Below are 16,516 nucleotides of genomic sequence, written 5' to 3'. Positions count from 1 at the left end.
GTAGTATTGCCTTTTAATTTTCTTTTGGTTGAAATTTTGTAATAACGATTAGGAAATCATGTCACCTATTTTAAGGTTTAGACAAAATATATATTAATTAAGGCTCGGGCTCGCGTCTTTTTTCGTCTTGGTCAAATAAATAACTAAGCTCAAGATTGTTAAGAGGAAGATTACGCTTGTTCCAACCGTACCGAGACCAAGACCACCGGAATCGTGAGGCTGTGATAAATAATCGCCAAAAGAGGCGCCGAAAGGACGAGTTAAAATATAAGCGATCCAAAAGGCCAACACTGCATTTAATTTGAAGCGGTAGTAAGCGACGGTTACAGCACCAATTAATGCAGCGAATATGAGCGCTGAAATCCAGTAACCTAAGTTGAGACTCTCTGCTACGAGATCACCAGCTGCAGTACCTAAGGCGAAGGTGAACAGGATAGCCAGCCAGTAGAATGCTTCTCGCTTTGTCGTGTAAATAGAGTGAATGGACAATGTCTTCTCACTCGCGTACCAAGCGGCAAAAGTCGCCAGTAGCGCGAGGGTGAAAAAGATGGTGGTCGTCTCTAAAGCGACCCCGAAGTTGTCCGTAAGATTGTCAGTGACCAGCGTGCCGACAACACTAATCAGCAAGACAGTGAGCCAGTAAATCCCTGGAACATACTTCTTCAATCTGAACTGGAAGAACAGTGTGATGAGCAAGAGAGCACTCATAACAAATGTCGTTTTAGTCAAGCCAAAGTTCAAGTTGGTATTTAAGAAGTCCGCACCTGTTTCGCCCACTGTAGTTGCCATGATTTTGATAATCCAGAAGAAAATCGTGACTTCTGGAACTTTGCTCAGCATCTGCCAACCTCGTGATGAAACGGAAGTGACTTCATCAGGAAGAGGGATATTATCTCTATTCTTATTTTGGTCCGTCTCATAATTTTTCATATATGATTCCTCCTTACTAGTTATTTATGTATAAACAGAGTGTAACTAATAAGAATGAGATTCAGATGAAATTAGGATGAAAAGAACATTAAAAAAAGATGAAAAAAGAAATGAAATACATCCAGCATTGAAAAAGAACGATTCTTTCCATAATTTTTATGGAAAGAATCGTTCCTTTTTTGCTAGAAATATAAACTATAAATTTCAGTATCGACTATTAAAAGGGCGGAATACTTTGCGGGAAGTTGAAAATGTGTTGAATTCCTCTCTAGCGGAATTATATTCTGGATTTCCGGGAGTTACGATACGTCCTGTAAGTTCAATATTTTGATTACTCATTTAAGTCTTCTCTCCTTGTCACAAAATAAAATATCTAAAATGTTATTCGTCAGGTGTAAAATCAAATAGAAAAATAGAACTGACTATACGTTATAAGTAAATGAATGAGTGAGGTTGATTATTCCTAGAATGGGATTTTCGGGTCTATCAGGGAATCGAGATAATAAATAAAAGGCAACACTACATGTATCTCAAATGCAGCATTGCCTTAATAAAGTTAAATATATATGCTTAAAATTTCCCCAGGTAATCCATCAATCTCACAAACTACATCTGATGTAAAACCAACATTTATTAATATTTTTCGAGAGGGGATATTATTTGGATCGATAATTGCCTTTAGTACGTTTACATCTGTCTGCTTCGCTATTTCAATTAATTCTCTTGCAATATAACTACCATATCTTTTTCCCCAGTGTTCTGGCAAAATCATATACCCAATTTCAGCTTCTTTTACATTATCTTCATTCACTGTTACATGTCCAAGGCCGATAAATTCATTTGTTGCACTGTCATAAACTTTATAAGACCCGTACAGTTTATGTTTTTCATTGCGTCTTAACAATTTTTCATAGTCATTTTGCGCTTCTTCTAACGGAATGGAGCGCTCTGTAATTTGTGCCATGACTTTTTCGTTCGATACGAGCTGGAAGTATAGATTAAAATCTGTTGCTTCAAATTTTTTGAAATGTAGCTTATGCATATGACTCCTCCAAACTAATTTTCATTTGTTCTTCAGAAAAGATAAACGATAGTTAAATAGTGATTTCTATTTTATTGCCTTCCGGGTCACTAATTAGATATTTACTTTATTAAATTTGCAACCATATTGCAAGGAATAGGAATGGACGTTAGGAAAAATCAAATTGTAACGAAAAAGTTTAAATAATGGTATTAGATAATTTTTAGGTCATAACATGCATACAATGTCTAATTAAGTGAATTACGTACGTCGAAATTGCAAATAAGGAGGGATGTTTGTGGGGCAAATTGAACAAATGATGATTGTCGGCATTTCCATGTCTTTTATACTGTCCATTATGATATTAGGGTCTACATATTATAATCCTCGCCTTTGGTTAAATGATTATCCGAAAGAAATTCAAAAAGTAGTTTTGCCAAAATCGATAAATGAAAAAAAACAAACGTTTTATTTCGGAATTATTTACAATATTATTCTCTTCGGAACACCGTTTATTTCTACATATATACTACACCACCATGGAAAGTTATTGTATATTGAGGCCTATTTACATACTTTGGGGATTCTAATGATTTTCAATTTAGTAGATTTATTAATAATCGATTGGCTTATATTTTGCTGGATTACTCCAAGGTTTGTTGTTATTCCTAGTACAGAAGGGATGAAAGGGTATAAAGACTATATGTTTCACTTAAGAGGTGCAATAGCCGGAACACCATTTTTAGCAATTGTAAGTTTATTTTTGGCAGGAATCGCGACAACTATTTAGTATAAGGAAGAGGGAGATGAAACGTTAATACTTATACTTAAAGGAGAAAATAATGAGCCTTTTGATTAGAAAATTAGAAATTATGTTATTTAGGTTAAAGGATAGGTGTACCTCATGAAAGAAGTAAGAAAGATCATTCAAACTAGGAAAACAGGAGTAGACGAAATAGGTATAAAGGAAACTGAAGAAAAGTTAGGTGCTATTTTCCCAGAGCAGTATAGGCACCTTTTCAAATTAGTTAATAATGCTGAAATAGGAGAATGGACACTTTATCCTATTAAAGATAATAGAAATCTTAAAAAAACTTGGGATGATATTATTAGACAAAATGCTGAAATTAGAGATGAAGATATACCAAAAAACTTTATTATAATAGGTGATGATGGCTCAGGAGATAAACTGTGTTTCAAATCAAATAACGGAATAATGGGTGATATAATATATCTTTGGTATCATGAAGGTGCAGAGATTGAGGAATATGCCCCGAATTTAAAAGAGTTTATCATAACAACTGCTCAGGAAGATGACTTTGAGTGTTAATTTCCTTACAGGAAAAGTGAAAGGATTTTTTTGATTTAAATGAAGCGAGGATTAAATATGACAATGGAATTATATGGAACACATTACAATGAAATGAAAGGCTATAGAGTAATGGAAGGGAAAGATTCATATAATCATTATTTCGGTGGTCAAGATTGTGAATTACCACTATGTAAGTTATGCGGTGAGAAAATGCATCAAATCTTTAGTTTAGATTTGAAAGATGAGAGGCTTGCTGAACTTAAAAATGATGAAATGAATGTGTTACCATTCGTCTCTTGCTTGAATTGTGCGATGGTGTGGGAGCCGCAATATTTTCAATTAAGTAATGGGGGCAAAACGGTACAAATGATAAAGCAAGACAATACGGAAGAGTGGATTATGGAAGATGAGTATAAGCTACCGGTCAATCTTCCAAAAACTAATGTAAAGCTAACGAATATGAAAAATGAAGATATACCTACTGATGAAGATAGTTACTGGGAAGCTTTTGACTTATTCGGTTCGGAATATGTATGTAGATTGTTGGGAGCACCTTTATACGATGATGTTCCAGAAGATTTAGGATGTCCAACTTGTTCGAAAGAGATGAAATATGTTGCTACAATTACACAAGACCTTGAGGGACGGGAACTTATTTCAGTAGTTGATTTTCAGTTCGGCGAAATGAATATATATTATTATTTATGTAAAGAGTGTTCCGTTATGAAAACTGAAATACAAAGTACATAATAAAAATAAGACTGACTCATTCTGTCAGTCTTATTTTTGCATCGCAACATCATTCAGAATCGCATGAAATATATCTTTTTGCGTGAAATCATCTGTAAATACAGTTTCTCTAGCAACTTCAATTGTATCGTGCGAATTATACCATTTCCGTAATGCATCCTCACCAAATTCATGCCGTTTGTCCCTTGTGTTATGGCGTCTAAATGTTTCCTCCAATGATAGATCGAAGTAATATGTAAACGTATTTTCATCAAAATAATGTATTAATTTTTTCAGCATATCACCGTATCTATGACTGTTTAAAATACCTTCTAAAATAACAAATTCACATTTTCCTTTTCCGTACTTCGTAATTTCAAATAGTAAATCATGAGATAAGTTACTCATCGTGTCGTGTACTTTTAGCATATCTCTACGTACGACGTCTTGAGAGACTAGAAGTGTACCTTGGCCAAAATGTTCTTGCAGTTCTTTTGCGATTGTTGTTTTGCCACTTGCGGAGTTTCCTCGAAGAATGATTAAAGTTGATTTCAAATTCTCATCTCCAAATTGTTTTAGTTTTTTGCTTTGTTACATTAAAAATTGTTTTAGTAAGCGTTTCTCGCCAGTTTGTAGAAGTTATTGTTTTCAAAGTGATATGAGACATCGTAAATAACCTCCAGTTTATTTGTGGTTTGATTATATGAACTCTTTATTTTAAAGATACAATATTTTCTTGAAAAATAAACAGAATTATTGTAAAGTAATGATAATTAAATTTTATATTGTTTAAAAGCTATGAAAGGAAGTAGTAACAAGTATCTTTTCTTTTAGAGAGTCGGTGGGTGGTGTAAACCGATAGAAAGCGCTTGTGAATCCGTCCTTGAGCGAAATGTGGAACCCTTCAATATGAAGTTAGTAATCGTTTCCGGTTAAAAACCGTTAATTTTTTAAGTGGAAAGCTTATATTTTCTATGCTTTCAACTAGGGTGGCAACGCGGGTTAACTCTCGTCCCTTTTATAGGGACGGGAGTTTTTTGTGTTTTTTAGTGAAATTCTCTATCTTAAAAGCTTAATGTGAACGAAGACGGTGACATTAGTCACTTATTAAAGGAGAGATAAGATATGTTAGATGTAAAAGTATTACGTGCTAATTTTGAAGAAGTAAAGAAAAAATTGATTAATCGCGGTGGAAAGTTTCTTGAATTGGATACATTTGAAGAATTAGATCAAAATCGTCGTGAACTGTTAGTAAAAGTAGAAGAATTAAAAAGTAAACGTAATGGAGTATCTGAGCGTATTGCGAAGTTAAAGCGTGAAAAACAAGATGCTAATGAACTTATTAGTGAAATGCGTGAAGTAGGAGAAAGTATTAAAACATTAGATGATGAGTTACGTAATGTAGAAGAGGAATTGAATGCTATATTAATGGCATTACCAAATATACCTAATGAAACAGTTCCTATTGGAGCATCAGAAGATGATAATGTTGAATTACGTAAGTGGGGAGAAATAAACGAATTTTCATTTGAAGCAAAACCACATTGGGAAGTTGCTGAAAAATTAGGGTTATTAGATTTTGAGCGAGCAGCAAAAGTAACAGGAAGCCGCTTCGTATATTACAATGGCTTGGGAGCACGTTTAGAGCGAGCAGTAGCTAACTTTATGCTAGATTTACATGTTGAAGAACATGGATATACGGAAGTGATTCCACCGTTTATCGTAAATAGCGATAGTTTAATAGGAACCGGACAATTCCCGAAATTTAAGGAAGATGTATTTACATTAAAAGACACAGATTACTCTTTAATTCCAACGGCGGAAGTACCATTAGCGAACTATTATCGTGACGAAATATTAAATGATGCAGAATTACCTATTAATTTTACCGCTCATACGCCATGTTTCCGTTCTGAAGCCGGTAGTGCAGGACGTGACACGAGAGGACTTATTCGCCAGCACCAATTTAGCAAAGTTGAAATGGTTAAATATACTAAGCCAGAAGAATCATACGATGAGTTAGAAAAATTAACTGCGAATGCCGAAAGAGTACTACAATTGTTACGATTACCTTATCGAGTTATCGTATTATGTACAGCTGATATAGCATTTCCAGCTGCGAAAACATATGACATTGAAGTTTGGTTACCAAGTTATGGGGGATATCGTGAAATATCTTCTTGCTCAAACTGTGAAGATTTCCAAGCGCGTCGTGCAAGCATACGTTTCCGTCGTACACCAGGTGCAAAACCAGAATTTGTGCACACATTAAATGGTTCTGGGTTAGCTATAGGGCGTACAGTAGCAGCTATTTTAGAGAACTACCAACAAGAAGACGGCTCAGTTATAATCCCAGAAGTATTGCGTCCATACATGGGGGGAGTAGAGGTAATTAAATAAGAAAGATGTTGATGTAAAATAAAGTTTAACAGTTTATAAAATACTAGTAACGAGGTGCTACATGTTATTTCAAAACAATAATTTATCGGTTAGATATGTAATAGAAGAAGATGCACCTATCATCTCTAAATGGTTAACAGACCCAGAAGTCCTACAGTTTTATGAAGGAAGAGATAATCCGCAATCTGTAGAAGAGGTACTTGCTCATTTTATACATAATCCAAACAGTAATGAAAAAAGATGCTTAGTAGGATTTGATGAAATGCCGATCGGTTACATTCAAATGTATCCAGTTGATTTTGAATGGAAAGCGTTATATGGATATGAAGAATCACAAAATGTATGGGGAATGGACCAATTTATCGGTGAACCACTCTTTTGGGGAAAGGGAATTGGAACAGAACTCGTTCAAGCAGCAATTACATACATTATGAAAGAAGTGGGTGCAGAAGCAATTGCAATGGACCCTAAAGTAAATAACGAACGTGCGATAAAGTGTTATGAAAAATGCGGATTTAAAAAAGTGAAGATTTTAAAGGAACATGAACTGCATGAGGGGAAATTAGAAGATTGTTGGATGATGGAATATAAACAATTATAATGATTTATGAAAGGGCTTATACAAACAAAGGGAGCTGTGTGAGATGAAAAAAGCATTAATAGTTATTGATGTGCAAGCGGGTATGTATACAGCGGGAATGCCAGTATATAATGGGGAAAGGTTTTTACAAACATTACAAGAACTTATTGGGGCATGTCGTTCAAATGATATTCCAGTTATTTATGTACAACATAACGGGCCGAAAGATCATCCTTTGGAAAAAGGGACAGATGGTTGGAAAGTGCATGCGGCAATCGCACCACAAGAGGGTGATAGTATCGTTGAAAAGACGACACCAGATTCATTCTATAAGACAAACTTAAACGAAGTGTTACAAGAAAAAGGAATTGAGCACGTAATAATTTCAGGAATGCAAACAGAGTACTGTGTGGACACGACAACGCGCAGAGCATGTAGTGAAGGGTACAAAGTAACCTTAGTGAGTGATGCGCATAGTACGTTTGATACTGATGTATTACGTGCTGAAGATATTGTGAAGCATCATAACGCAGTGTTTGGAGCATTTGCGGATGTTGTTGCATTTAAAGATTTGAAAGTGGAATCGTAAGTGGGAAAGTGGCTGTCTCTAAAAGAGTGGCCGCTTTTTTTATTTGAAAACAAGTTGTCGAAGTGAGTCGATAAATCGATTTCAAATAAAAAAATGCCGGAAAAGTTCGATTTACGGTCGATATAGAGTGAGGGAATCACTTGCTACGTGTTGATTAATCCAAATACATAAAGCGACCAAATCTCGAGCAACGTACTTACTTTTACGTTTTACGAAACCCGTCTCCTGCGCGAGCTGTTGAAGGATGTTTGGAGATAGAAATCACTGTAGTTTTTCAGCGAATAAATGAAACTCATCTTGAATCGATAAAGTCATACAAAACACCATCCTTTCTGTATATTTCAAAAAAAATAGCATCTTTTTTGATTATATGGATACAAATTAATCTTAGCTTGATAGCGATGTGGTGCTATCCCTCGAAGAAAAAATTCACTATCACAATCCGTATAATTAGTATTTTGCACTTCTCTACTAAATACACATCTACAAATTAGACATTCCCCTGTTCCTATACTTTATTATGACTCCTTAGGAAGTTTTCTCTGTTTTAAATACCCAGTGTAGAAGAGCTGGTTGATAATTTGGTATCATCCACTCAAAAATTTTGCCGATAAAATGGGCGGCAATTAGTGTACCGATTCTAATTGAGCCTAATGATTGAATGAAAATTACACATATTGTACCAGCCACACAAATATTTATTAAATCGCTTGAAATTTTTGCTTTACCGAATTTCAAATTAAATTTTTCACTAATTGCATAAGTTAACGCATCGTACGGCATTAATGGGAGTTTCGCTGGTGTATAGCCCATATAAAAATAGATGAGGAGTGATTTTTTTATTATGAATAATGACAGATTATAATAATTAGAGTTATAAGAGATGTGATTTTTAGTATATTTTCTCTGTTGGTGTATATATGTTGTTTTTATTCTTTTTGGATTTCAAATGAAATTTCTTTAGCTGCTTCTAAAGCTATTTTTTTCGCTTCTGTTTTAAAATTGGCTGCTGCTAAAACGTATCCACATCGATGTCCCATTGATGAAGGTGGTTTTAGGATAGTTCCTTTTTTAGGTTTTATATAAACTTTCTCTACACCAGGATATTTAGAACTACGGTTTTTCCCAGTAACTCGAATTAGTTTTCCTTTAGATTTAACTGTTAGGTAATGAGCGTACACATATTTATAATGTTTTTTATTTAGTGAAGTTTTATTTCCTAACATTAACTGAATAGTCTCTTGCACTAAGTTGATTCCATGTCCAATTTCAATTATGTCATTCATTGCTCCACCTGATATTCTGGGATTTATCTCAATTAATTTCCAATCATTATTTATTCTCCGGAGTTCTAGATGACACGCTCCATTTTTCATATTAAAAGCCTGAATTACAGAGTTAACTGCATTGCAAAGACTATTGTATAGTCTTTTGTCTACCTGTCCTAGTAAAGAATAACCAGTAACAATAAAGCGTTCAAAAAGTGTAATTTCTTGTTCAATTACTGCTATAATATGGACTTTTCCATCTTGAACTAAAATTTCAACTAAGTACTGAGGTCCATCTATATATTCTTCAAGTAGAATTTCTTCATTAGGTAGTTTTTTTAAAAGACTTTGTATAGATAAGATTAATTGATCTTTATTTTTTACTAATAATACATCTTTGGATCCTGTTGATTTAGGGGATTTTACAATAAGAGGGAAATTCATCTCTTTAGTTTTTTCAAGAAAAGATGATAATGATTCTGTTGGTTTGTAAATTAAATATTTGAGTGAGATTGGTAATTCTTTAAGTACATTACGAGTTAATATTTTGTTTTCCATACGATAGATAGCTTTAGTAGATACAGTATGTGAGTTTGAGCAAAATTTTTCTGATAAACGCGCAGCCACATAAACATAAGGGTCAATAAAACTAAATATCCCTTTTATGTTTTTTCCTGATTTATTTAATTTTTCAATTGTTGTAATTATATTATCATAATCATTTATATCAGTGAAAATCATCTGATGTACATCAGGGAATATAGTGCGTTCATTAATAAATTTTGTTTTTTTAGTTAATAAAACAGTAAAGAAATTAAGTTTTTCAGCTGCTTTGATTGCTTCCCTACTTGATCCAGATTTATTTGTTTCAATGAAAACGATAGTATCCATTTTATGCCACCCTAACCTTAATTATTTTATAAACCCTTAGATTTATTATTTCTATAGGTAGAATATTAAAATGAGGTTAAGCTTGTTCTGGATTTTTCGAAAAATGGTTGAATGAGGAAGAACATGAATATATATATAATGAATTTGATATTTGTTTTGAAAAACATCTTTAGAAAGAAGGGAAGAAGAACTAACATGACTATAATTGGAATGCTTCATCATCGGAAAGATCCGAATGACGTAAAGAAAGCATATACTTATGCTGCTGTAGCTAAAGCTGAAGGTGTGGAATTTTTTTATTTTACTTTAGGGAAAGTAAATATAGAAACGAAGAAGATTTTAGGTAAAACTTATGAAAATGGTAATTGGATTGAACAAGAATTTTCTTTTCCAGATGTTATTTACAATGCAAGTGTTCATGTTAGTGATAAAAATCAGCAAATCTATGATTATCTACATGAAAAAGTTCCTTTTACAAGTCATTCAATTGGAAATAAATTAAGTGTATATAACAGAATAAATAGAGCAAAAAAATTTAAGCAATATCTTATTCCTTTTTATGAATTAAATGATGTTAATAAGTTTTTTGATATGATTAATCGTTATGAAAAACTTATTATTAAACCTATTTCTGGACATCAAGGTAGTGGTATTGTTTTCATTGAAAAAAATGGGATGAATTACAGTATGAATGAGTCAGAACAAATTTCATCTATTAATAAAAAACAATTACGGAGCTTTATATCTGATAAGATTCAAGAGCAAGGTTACATAGTTCAACAGTTTATTTCATGTCAAATGAAATCTGGTCATGTTTATGATTTCCGATTGCATGTTCAAAGAAATGGGGAAGGCAGGTGGGTTGTTACTTCTATATTCCCGAGAATAGGTCCATTAGGAAGTATTGTATCAAATATGGCTAAGGGTGGTTATAGTACTTATTTAGATGTTTTTTTAAAAGCCGAGTTTGATAACGATTGGTATAATATTAAAAGGTATTTAGAACGATTTGCAGTAACTTTTTCTAACCATTTTAATTCTTTATTTAGGGATGTATTATTTGATGAGTTAGGAATTGATGTAGGGATTGATAAAGATCAAAAATTGTGGTTATTTGAGGTGAATTGGAGACCAGGGGTACCTAATATATTTAATCTTGAACTAGATGTAGCTAGAAATTTAATTCACTATGCTAGATATTTGGCTGATAAATCTAAATAAGAAAAGAAAATAGAAAAATATAATCAAACCTAGAAACCTTTATATACCAATGTTTCTACTAATCTCTCTTTCTATATCCCCTATAAGGCTTTTCTCCATGCATTCCAAAATTCGGCGGATGCTGGACTGTCGCCAAGCCGACTTACCTAATACGAGAAAAATACCGGAACCCGGTAATACACCCTTCATTGTGGGTGGGGGCACATATTTATAAAAAAATACGCTTGTCCAATCCATTATCATTCTCCAGTCATTTAATATTACAAAGGGGGGAGAATATGGAAAACAATGAAAAAATCACGTTTCGATTTGTAAAAAAAGATGGAGAAGAAATTAATTTGGGAAATCTTGCTAATAAACGAAAAATTGTCATTGTCATTAATAATCAGATTACATTTGCACCGAATACAACACAAATTGCCAGTGGAGCCGGACAAAATAGTGCAGCAGGAAGTAATGCAGCAATCGATTCATCGAATACCCGACAGCAAGGAACGGTGGGCGCTGGAGGCGAAGCTATAAATAAAGGAATTAGTGGGGACCAGATTGAGCCGCATAAAAAGAAAAAAGAAACTTCGGATGAAGAGGAAGAATTTGTAATTATCATCAATAATCAAATTAATAAAACCCGTAAGGAACAGGCTGGTGCTACTCAAGTGGCAAGTGGTGGTGGAGAAGACAGTGCAGCGGGAACCAACGCTGCCATCGAAAGTTCTAATACCAAACAGCAACATGCAGTGGGAGGCGGAACGGATAGTTCGGCAGAAAATGCAGGTGAAGAAGGTGACCAAATAGAAAAATGCGATTAAAGAAAAGGGCAGAATCTGGATCTTCGGATACAGATTCTGCCTTTTTCTTTAATTAGTTATTACAGTTAAGATGGTTTACTCTCGATAAACACTGTTTTTTACTTTTTTAGAAGGGGTAGCACACATGCCATGCTCATCAACATTAGCGTTTTATTACACCAAAAAACAAAAAAATGTACAATTCCTCTTGGAGATGTCAATTTATTCGTTTTGGGGTATTTGCTTTTTTTAGCTTGATGGCGATGGAGCTCCTTCATCAAAACATTACTTCTTTTTATCTTTATCCAACACATTCTGTTCTTCAGCAAACTCTGTACCGTATGCAAATCGGCGATTAATACGAATATTATCGTTGTTATGACGAGTACGTGAATGAGAAAAGCGATGGACGATTACTTCTGATAACGTAAAGACGATGGCAGAAAGGATACTGCCCCATGCGATTTGCATGTAGTTGTCTAATAAAATATTTCCGAAAATCCAAACGCTTAAATACGTAAGTAAGAAATCCGTCATAATGGCAGCAGAATCGCCAATTCGATTTAAAATGATTTTATCAACAAACATATAAGAAACGATTGTAACAAATAGACTAAAAGAAATAATTTGGACGAACGTAGCGGGAAAAAATAAAGCTAATCCGATACTAAAAGCGATAATACATGATATAAATTTGATTACTATTACAGTAAAATCATTCAATATTTACACCTCCGATTTATACATAGTTTTGCAATAAATTCAGGAGTTCATACATTGTTACGGATTTATTTAGATAAAACTTTTTCATGTTTGAAATTTTATCTAAATATTATAAAAACAACAAAAAAATGTTATAGTAAAATGAGAGTAGATGACATTTTTAGGTAAGGGGGAATCCGGAATGTGGATTACTTCAGAAGTAGAAATTCCTGATGAGTTAATTGATCATCTTGAACAAGGGAAGTTAGTACTATTCGTTGGAGCGGGAGTGTCTATGAAAGGGAAATCAAACTTACCGAATTTCGATGATTTAGTTGATGAAATTTCGAAAGCTTTATATGTCGAAAAACGTGAGATGACAGAACCACACGATTATTATCTTGGTAAAATTGCGAAAACGAAAGATGTACACCAAGTTGCAAGAGATCTTGTTAATATAGAAAAATCAAAACCGAATCCATTACATTATGCCATTCCAAGGTTGTTCCCGTTAGATACGGATGTTCGCATTGTAACGACAAACTTTGATCAACATTTTACGTATGCAATTAAGGAAATGAATAGAGAGCTAAATATTTATTATGCACCTGCATTACCGACAGGAAGAGCGTTTAAAGGCTTAGCTTACATACATGGGAATATAGAGCAGGAGAAAGAAGCTTTAATTTTAACAGATGGTGATTTTGGAAGGGCTTACTTAACGGAAGGTTGGGCGAGGAGATTTTTAGTTGATTTATTCTCGAATTACACCGTTTTATTCGTTGGGTATAGTCATAATGACCCAGTAATGAAATATTTAGCAACAGGTTTACCACCGAGTACAAGGCGTTATGCTTTCGTCGCACAAGGTGATAATACATACCATTGGGAGCATTTGGGAATAAGGCCGATTGTGTATCCAAATAAAGCAAATAATCATCAATCACTTGTGAAAGCGGTGAAACGATGGGCGGAATTAATGGGAGATAATTATATTACGAAAAGAATGCGTATTCGTGATATTGTAACTGTTCCTCCCTCAGTAGAGCAGGAGCAATTATCCTATATAAAACAGTCAATAAAAAAAATAGAAACCGTTCGGTATTTTGTTGAATTTGCTCGTGATTATGAATGGGTGGAATGGCTTGAAGCAGAAGGTAAACTAAGAAATTTATTTCTGCTTACAGCAAAGTATGATGAAGTTGATGAATTACTTGCGGAATGGTTAGTGGAGCAATTTCTATTTAGTCATCAAAAAGAACTGTTTCAATTGATTTTTAAAAATTATTCTAAAATATCCCCGTTATTATGGCGAACAATTTGCACTTACTTAAACGAAACGAAAGAAATGATGGATCCTTTGTTGTTTGCAAGATGGACATTGCTTTTATTAGAAACGGCAGAGAAAGATAGTAGCTCTATTGAAATGATCTCATATTTATTGCAAAAATGTTCTTTCCCTGAACATAAAGAAATTGGATTGTTGTTGTTAACATTTATTTTGGACGGGAAACTTAAATTGAAACGTGTAAGAAGATGGGGAAATGATACGCAAGAGTCGATAGAACTCGAAGAATCGAGTCGTTTGCCAGTGCCTATTTTTTCTCATGTGGAGCGAGTTTGGAAAGAGAAAATGAGACCACATATTGCGTACTATGCAAATCCGATTATGGTTATGGGATTAGAAAAGATACAACTATTATCATTAAGACAACATGCGCTAAAAAAAAAAGATAGAGAAATTTTGGTGCAGGAGTTACAACAAAATGACTTCACATTTTTAATTCAAATTGTAAAAGAGTGTCTTACATATTTATGTGAAAACAATGAGAATAAAGCAAATTATTATATTACAGAAATGATAGAAACGGAAAGTGTACTTCAAAAGCAAATTGCGATTGAAGCAATGATTAAAAATGTATTCGTTACAGCGGATGACAAACTGAAATGGTTGTTACATGCAGATGTTCTTTTAGATTTCACATGTAAACATGAGGTTTTTCAACTTTTAAAGAGTTATTATGTAGATGCTTTAAAAGAAACGAAAGAAGAAGTAGTTCAATATGTATTAGAGTACCTTGCGGAAGAGAGGGCGTTTGATGCGTGTCTCATCTTAGACTTATTATTTACATGCGATTCAAATAGTCAATGCACGATAGATGGATATAAATTAATGAAACAGAAACACCCTCATTTTTCTTCTGATCGATACAGTATTCCAAAGAAAGAGTCAAATGAACAACGTATTACATGCAATGTAACAGCGGATGGATTACTGCAGCTGAAAGACGATGAAATAATGGAGCAAGTGTGGCAATTTTCACAAGATGGTGTTTTTGAACAACGTCATTTTTTAGAGATGCTATCAAAAGCGTGTAAATTGAATGTAGAGTGGAGTATTTCGTTTGCGTACCAACTAGTAGGCGTACACGAAATAAGTAATGAAGTATGGTTTGTTTGTATTAGAGAGTGGCGAAATAATAGGAATTTGACGAATGAGCAAATTCAAAAGATGATACCGTTATTACAGAAATTTGTTAGAAACACCGCGTTTCATTGGTTAATTAGTAGTTTTCTATATGAAATTAGTAATCGATTAGAAGAGTTAGATGTAAAAAGTATACGAGTTGTAAAGCGCTTTGCTTTTTCAGTATTTCCACAAGTTATGAGAGGGGAAACAGATTTTAAGATTGGAAAACAAGAGTTTTACAATGAATCTATACAGCATCCTGTTGGAAAGATGACAGCTGTATTACTAAAACTTTTAGCATATGATCATTTATACGATCGTAATGTGTATGAATATTTATTTTTATTTGAGGAACAGGTAAGGGTTACTTCGGATAGAACGAAATATATGTTTGCTCGTTTAACAGCAGATATTACGTTTTTATATCATATTGAGAAACAATGGTGTCGAAAATATCTTTTACCGTACTTAGATTTAAAGAAAGAAAGTGAGCTTACGAAATATGCGTGGGCAGGATTATGTTATACGCAAATTAATGTACCTTTATTTACAGAGATAAAGAAATATATTAAGTATGCGGTAGAGCATATAGATGTACTTCATCCCCATACGAGAGAAGCGTTTTTAAAATGGCTTAGCTTTGTATTTATTAAATGCGTATTATATTGGGAGCAAAAAACAGATTGGTTATATCCATTTTTTATGCAAGAAAATGAAGAGAATAAAATTAAATTTATGCAGTATTTATGCTATTACGTAAAAACGTTAAGTGGCAAGGAACAACAAAAATTTTGGACAGCTTGGCTTAGTGGTTTTTTAAGGGAGCGTCCGAAAATAGGTGTAATAACAACGAGAGAACATGTCATGTTCTTACGCATTATTTTATGTATGGATGAGGTTTTAGAAAAGGGACTAAATATTATTTCGAGTAAATTTCAGGGTGTGGAAGGGCAATGTAATCAAAAAGAAATGAAACAGTTATTTATAGAGATACTTGAAAAGAACGAGAGTATGAAAGCGTATAAAGGATTGTTTGCAGATGTGTTTTTTACTTTACTTCAGACGTGCCAAGAAGCAGATTTACTTGAAAATGAAATCATACAAATAAAAGAATTATTAATCCAGTATGGAGTAGAAAAACACGTGTTAAATTTAATAGAAAATGAGATAATTCGCATCGGAATTGTAATGGGGAATTTACAAGAGGAATTATAGGGCGAAAACGGAAATTTAAAAAATAAATAAAAAGTTGTTGACAGTGTTTTGAAAAGCGTTCTATAATACGAATCATACTTATTCAATTTCAAACACATTTGAATAAACAAAGTGCAATGAAGAGATCACAGTAGTGGTTAGTCTTACTGTAACAGAGAGCTGGTGGGTGGTGTGAACCAGTACAGGGATAATCATGAATTACAGTCTTGGAGCATCTTTTTCGTAGTAAAGATAGCATTGTCTTTATGAAGAAAGAGCGGTCAATTGATCGTTAACAGTGAAGAGAGGTAGACGGAAAGTTAGTCTACAACTAGGGTGGTACCGCGATAAATATCGTCCCTACTGATTTATTCAGTAGGGACTTTTTGTATTTTGACGGTCCAACTTGAAAATATAATAA

14 protein-coding genes, 3 pseudogenes and 3 other annotated features (1 of these 20 only partly in view) are annotated in these 16,516 nt (G+C 33.6%); of the genes and pseudogenes, 9 read left to right on the top strand and 8 right to left on the bottom strand.

The window, feature by feature from the left end; all coding sequences use genetic code 11:
• Positions 1-93 precede the first annotated feature (93 nt).
• The 3 genes and pseudogenes from BAU27_RS29190 to BAU27_RS29185 all read right to left on the bottom strand — a co-directional run bounded on the left by BAU27_RS29190 (position 94) and on the right by BAU27_RS29185 (position 1,972).
• A complete protein-coding gene (locus tag BAU27_RS29190; protein WP_071772869.1) occupies positions 94-930 on the bottom strand; it encodes a COG4705 family protein in 837 nt (278 codons plus the stop codon).
• Between the two features lie 249 nt (positions 931-1,179).
• A pseudogene (locus BAU27_RS33140) lies at positions 1,180-1,269 on the bottom strand (BBE domain-containing protein); the annotation flags it as partial.
• A 217-nt stretch (positions 1,270-1,486) separates the two neighbouring features.
• Positions 1,487-1,972 carry a GNAT family N-acetyltransferase gene (locus BAU27_RS29185; protein ID WP_071746332.1) on the bottom strand — a complete coding sequence of 162 codons (486 nt, stop codon included), beginning with the start codon at positions 1,970-1,972 and terminating at the stop codon, positions 1,487-1,489.
• Between the two features lie 277 nt (positions 1,973-2,249).
• Between BAU27_RS29185 and BAU27_RS29180 the strand changes: the two genes are divergently transcribed.
• The 3 genes from BAU27_RS29180 to BAU27_RS32115 all read left to right on the top strand — a co-directional run bounded on the left by BAU27_RS29180 (position 2,250) and on the right by BAU27_RS32115 (position 4,013).
• Positions 2,250-2,741, top strand: a complete 492-nt coding sequence (locus BAU27_RS29180) for a nitroreductase (RefSeq protein ID WP_071746331.1) — start codon at positions 2,250-2,252, stop codon at positions 2,739-2,741.
• Between the two features lie 114 nt (positions 2,742-2,855).
• The gene (locus tag BAU27_RS29175; RefSeq protein WP_071746330.1) at positions 2,856-3,281 is read left to right on the top strand and encodes an SMI1/KNR4 family protein; all 426 of its coding nucleotides are present in this window, start codon (positions 2,856-2,858) and stop codon (positions 3,279-3,281) included.
• A 57-nt stretch (positions 3,282-3,338) separates the two neighbouring features.
• Positions 3,339-4,013, top strand: coding sequence for a hypothetical protein (locus BAU27_RS32115; RefSeq protein ID WP_071772868.1), 675 nt, complete (start codon positions 3,339-3,341; stop codon positions 4,011-4,013).
• Between the two features lie 30 nt (positions 4,014-4,043).
• On the opposite strand, the gene BAU27_RS29165 is transcribed toward BAU27_RS32115, so the two are convergent.
• Positions 4,044-4,547, bottom strand: a complete 504-nt coding sequence (locus tag BAU27_RS29165; RefSeq protein WP_071772867.1) for a kinase — start codon at positions 4,545-4,547, stop codon at positions 4,044-4,046.
• A gap of 234 nt (positions 4,548-4,781) precedes the next feature.
• Positions 4,782-5,012 (top strand) — a binding site (T-box leader).
• Between the two features lie 105 nt (positions 5,013-5,117).
• On the opposite strand from BAU27_RS29165, the gene serS reads away from it, so the two are divergent.
• The 3 genes from serS (at position 5,118) to BAU27_RS29150 (ending at position 7,561) form a co-directional block, all read left to right on the top strand.
• A complete protein-coding gene (gene serS / locus BAU27_RS29160) occupies positions 5,118-6,392 on the top strand; it encodes a serine--tRNA ligase (RefSeq protein WP_071772866.1) in 1,275 nt (424 codons plus the stop codon).
• Between the two features lie 61 nt (positions 6,393-6,453).
• Positions 6,454-6,993 carry a GNAT family N-acetyltransferase gene (locus BAU27_RS29155; RefSeq protein ID WP_071772865.1) on the top strand — a complete coding sequence of 180 codons (540 nt, stop codon included), beginning with the start codon at positions 6,454-6,456 and terminating at the stop codon, positions 6,991-6,993.
• Between the two features lie 43 nt (positions 6,994-7,036).
• Positions 7,037-7,561 carry a cysteine hydrolase family protein gene (locus BAU27_RS29150; RefSeq protein ID WP_071772864.1) on the top strand — a complete coding sequence of 175 codons (525 nt, stop codon included), beginning with the start codon at positions 7,037-7,039 and terminating at the stop codon, positions 7,559-7,561.
• A gap of 126 nt (positions 7,562-7,687) precedes the next feature.
• Here BAU27_RS29150 and BAU27_RS29145 read toward each other — a convergent pair.
• The 3 genes and pseudogenes from BAU27_RS29145 to BAU27_RS29135 all read right to left on the bottom strand — a co-directional run.
• Positions 7,688-7,876: pseudogene (locus BAU27_RS29145) on the bottom strand (IS4 family transposase); the annotation flags it as partial.
• 213 nt (positions 7,877-8,089) lie between these two features.
• Positions 8,090-8,434, bottom strand: a pseudogene (locus BAU27_RS29140) (DUF6198 family protein); the annotation flags it as partial.
• Positions 8,435-8,490: 56 nt separating this feature from the next.
• The gene (locus BAU27_RS29135; protein ID WP_071772863.1) at positions 8,491-9,720 is read right to left on the bottom strand and encodes an ATP-grasp domain-containing protein; all 1,230 of its coding nucleotides are present in this window, start codon (positions 9,718-9,720) and stop codon (positions 8,491-8,493) included.
• A gap of 123 nt (positions 9,721-9,843) precedes the next feature.
• On the opposite strand from BAU27_RS29135, the gene BAU27_RS29130 reads away from it, so the two are divergent.
• Together BAU27_RS29130 and BAU27_RS29120 are read left to right on the top strand one after the other, a co-directional pair.
• The gene (locus BAU27_RS29130; RefSeq protein WP_071746323.1) at positions 9,844-10,941 is read left to right on the top strand and encodes a YheC/YheD family endospore coat-associated protein; all 1,098 of its coding nucleotides are present in this window, start codon (positions 9,844-9,846) and stop codon (positions 10,939-10,941) included.
• 278 nt (positions 10,942-11,219) lie between these two features.
• Positions 11,220-11,750, top strand: a complete 531-nt coding sequence (locus BAU27_RS29120; protein ID WP_071772862.1) for a hypothetical protein — start codon at positions 11,220-11,222, stop codon at positions 11,748-11,750.
• 264 nt (positions 11,751-12,014) lie between these two features.
• Here the strand turns inward: BAU27_RS29120 and BAU27_RS29115 are convergent, their stop codons facing one another.
• A complete protein-coding gene (locus tag BAU27_RS29115; protein ID WP_071746320.1) occupies positions 12,015-12,452 on the bottom strand; it encodes a YndM family protein in 438 nt (145 codons plus the stop codon).
• A 151-nt stretch (positions 12,453-12,603) separates the two neighbouring features.
• Here BAU27_RS29115 and BAU27_RS29110 point away from each other — a divergent pair, with 151 nt between their 5' ends.
• The gene (locus tag BAU27_RS29110) at positions 12,604-16,116 is read left to right on the top strand and encodes a DUF4020 domain-containing protein (RefSeq protein ID WP_083596227.1); all 3,513 of its coding nucleotides are present in this window, start codon (positions 12,604-12,606) and stop codon (positions 16,114-16,116) included.
• 107 nt (positions 16,117-16,223) lie between these two features.
• Positions 16,224-16,460 (top strand) — a binding site (T-box leader).
• A 54-nt stretch (positions 16,461-16,514) separates the two neighbouring features.
• Positions 16,515-16,516, top strand: a binding site (T-box leader) (it continues 233 nt past the right edge of the window).

Origin of the sequence: Bacillus sp. NH11B (assembly GCF_001884205.1) — a bacterium.
Lineage (GTDB): Bacteria > Bacillota > Bacilli > Bacillales > Bacillaceae_G > Bacillus_A > Bacillus_A proteolyticus.
The sequence above is the reverse complement of the archived record's forward strand: the minus strand, read 5'-3'. Positions and strand labels throughout refer to the sequence as shown.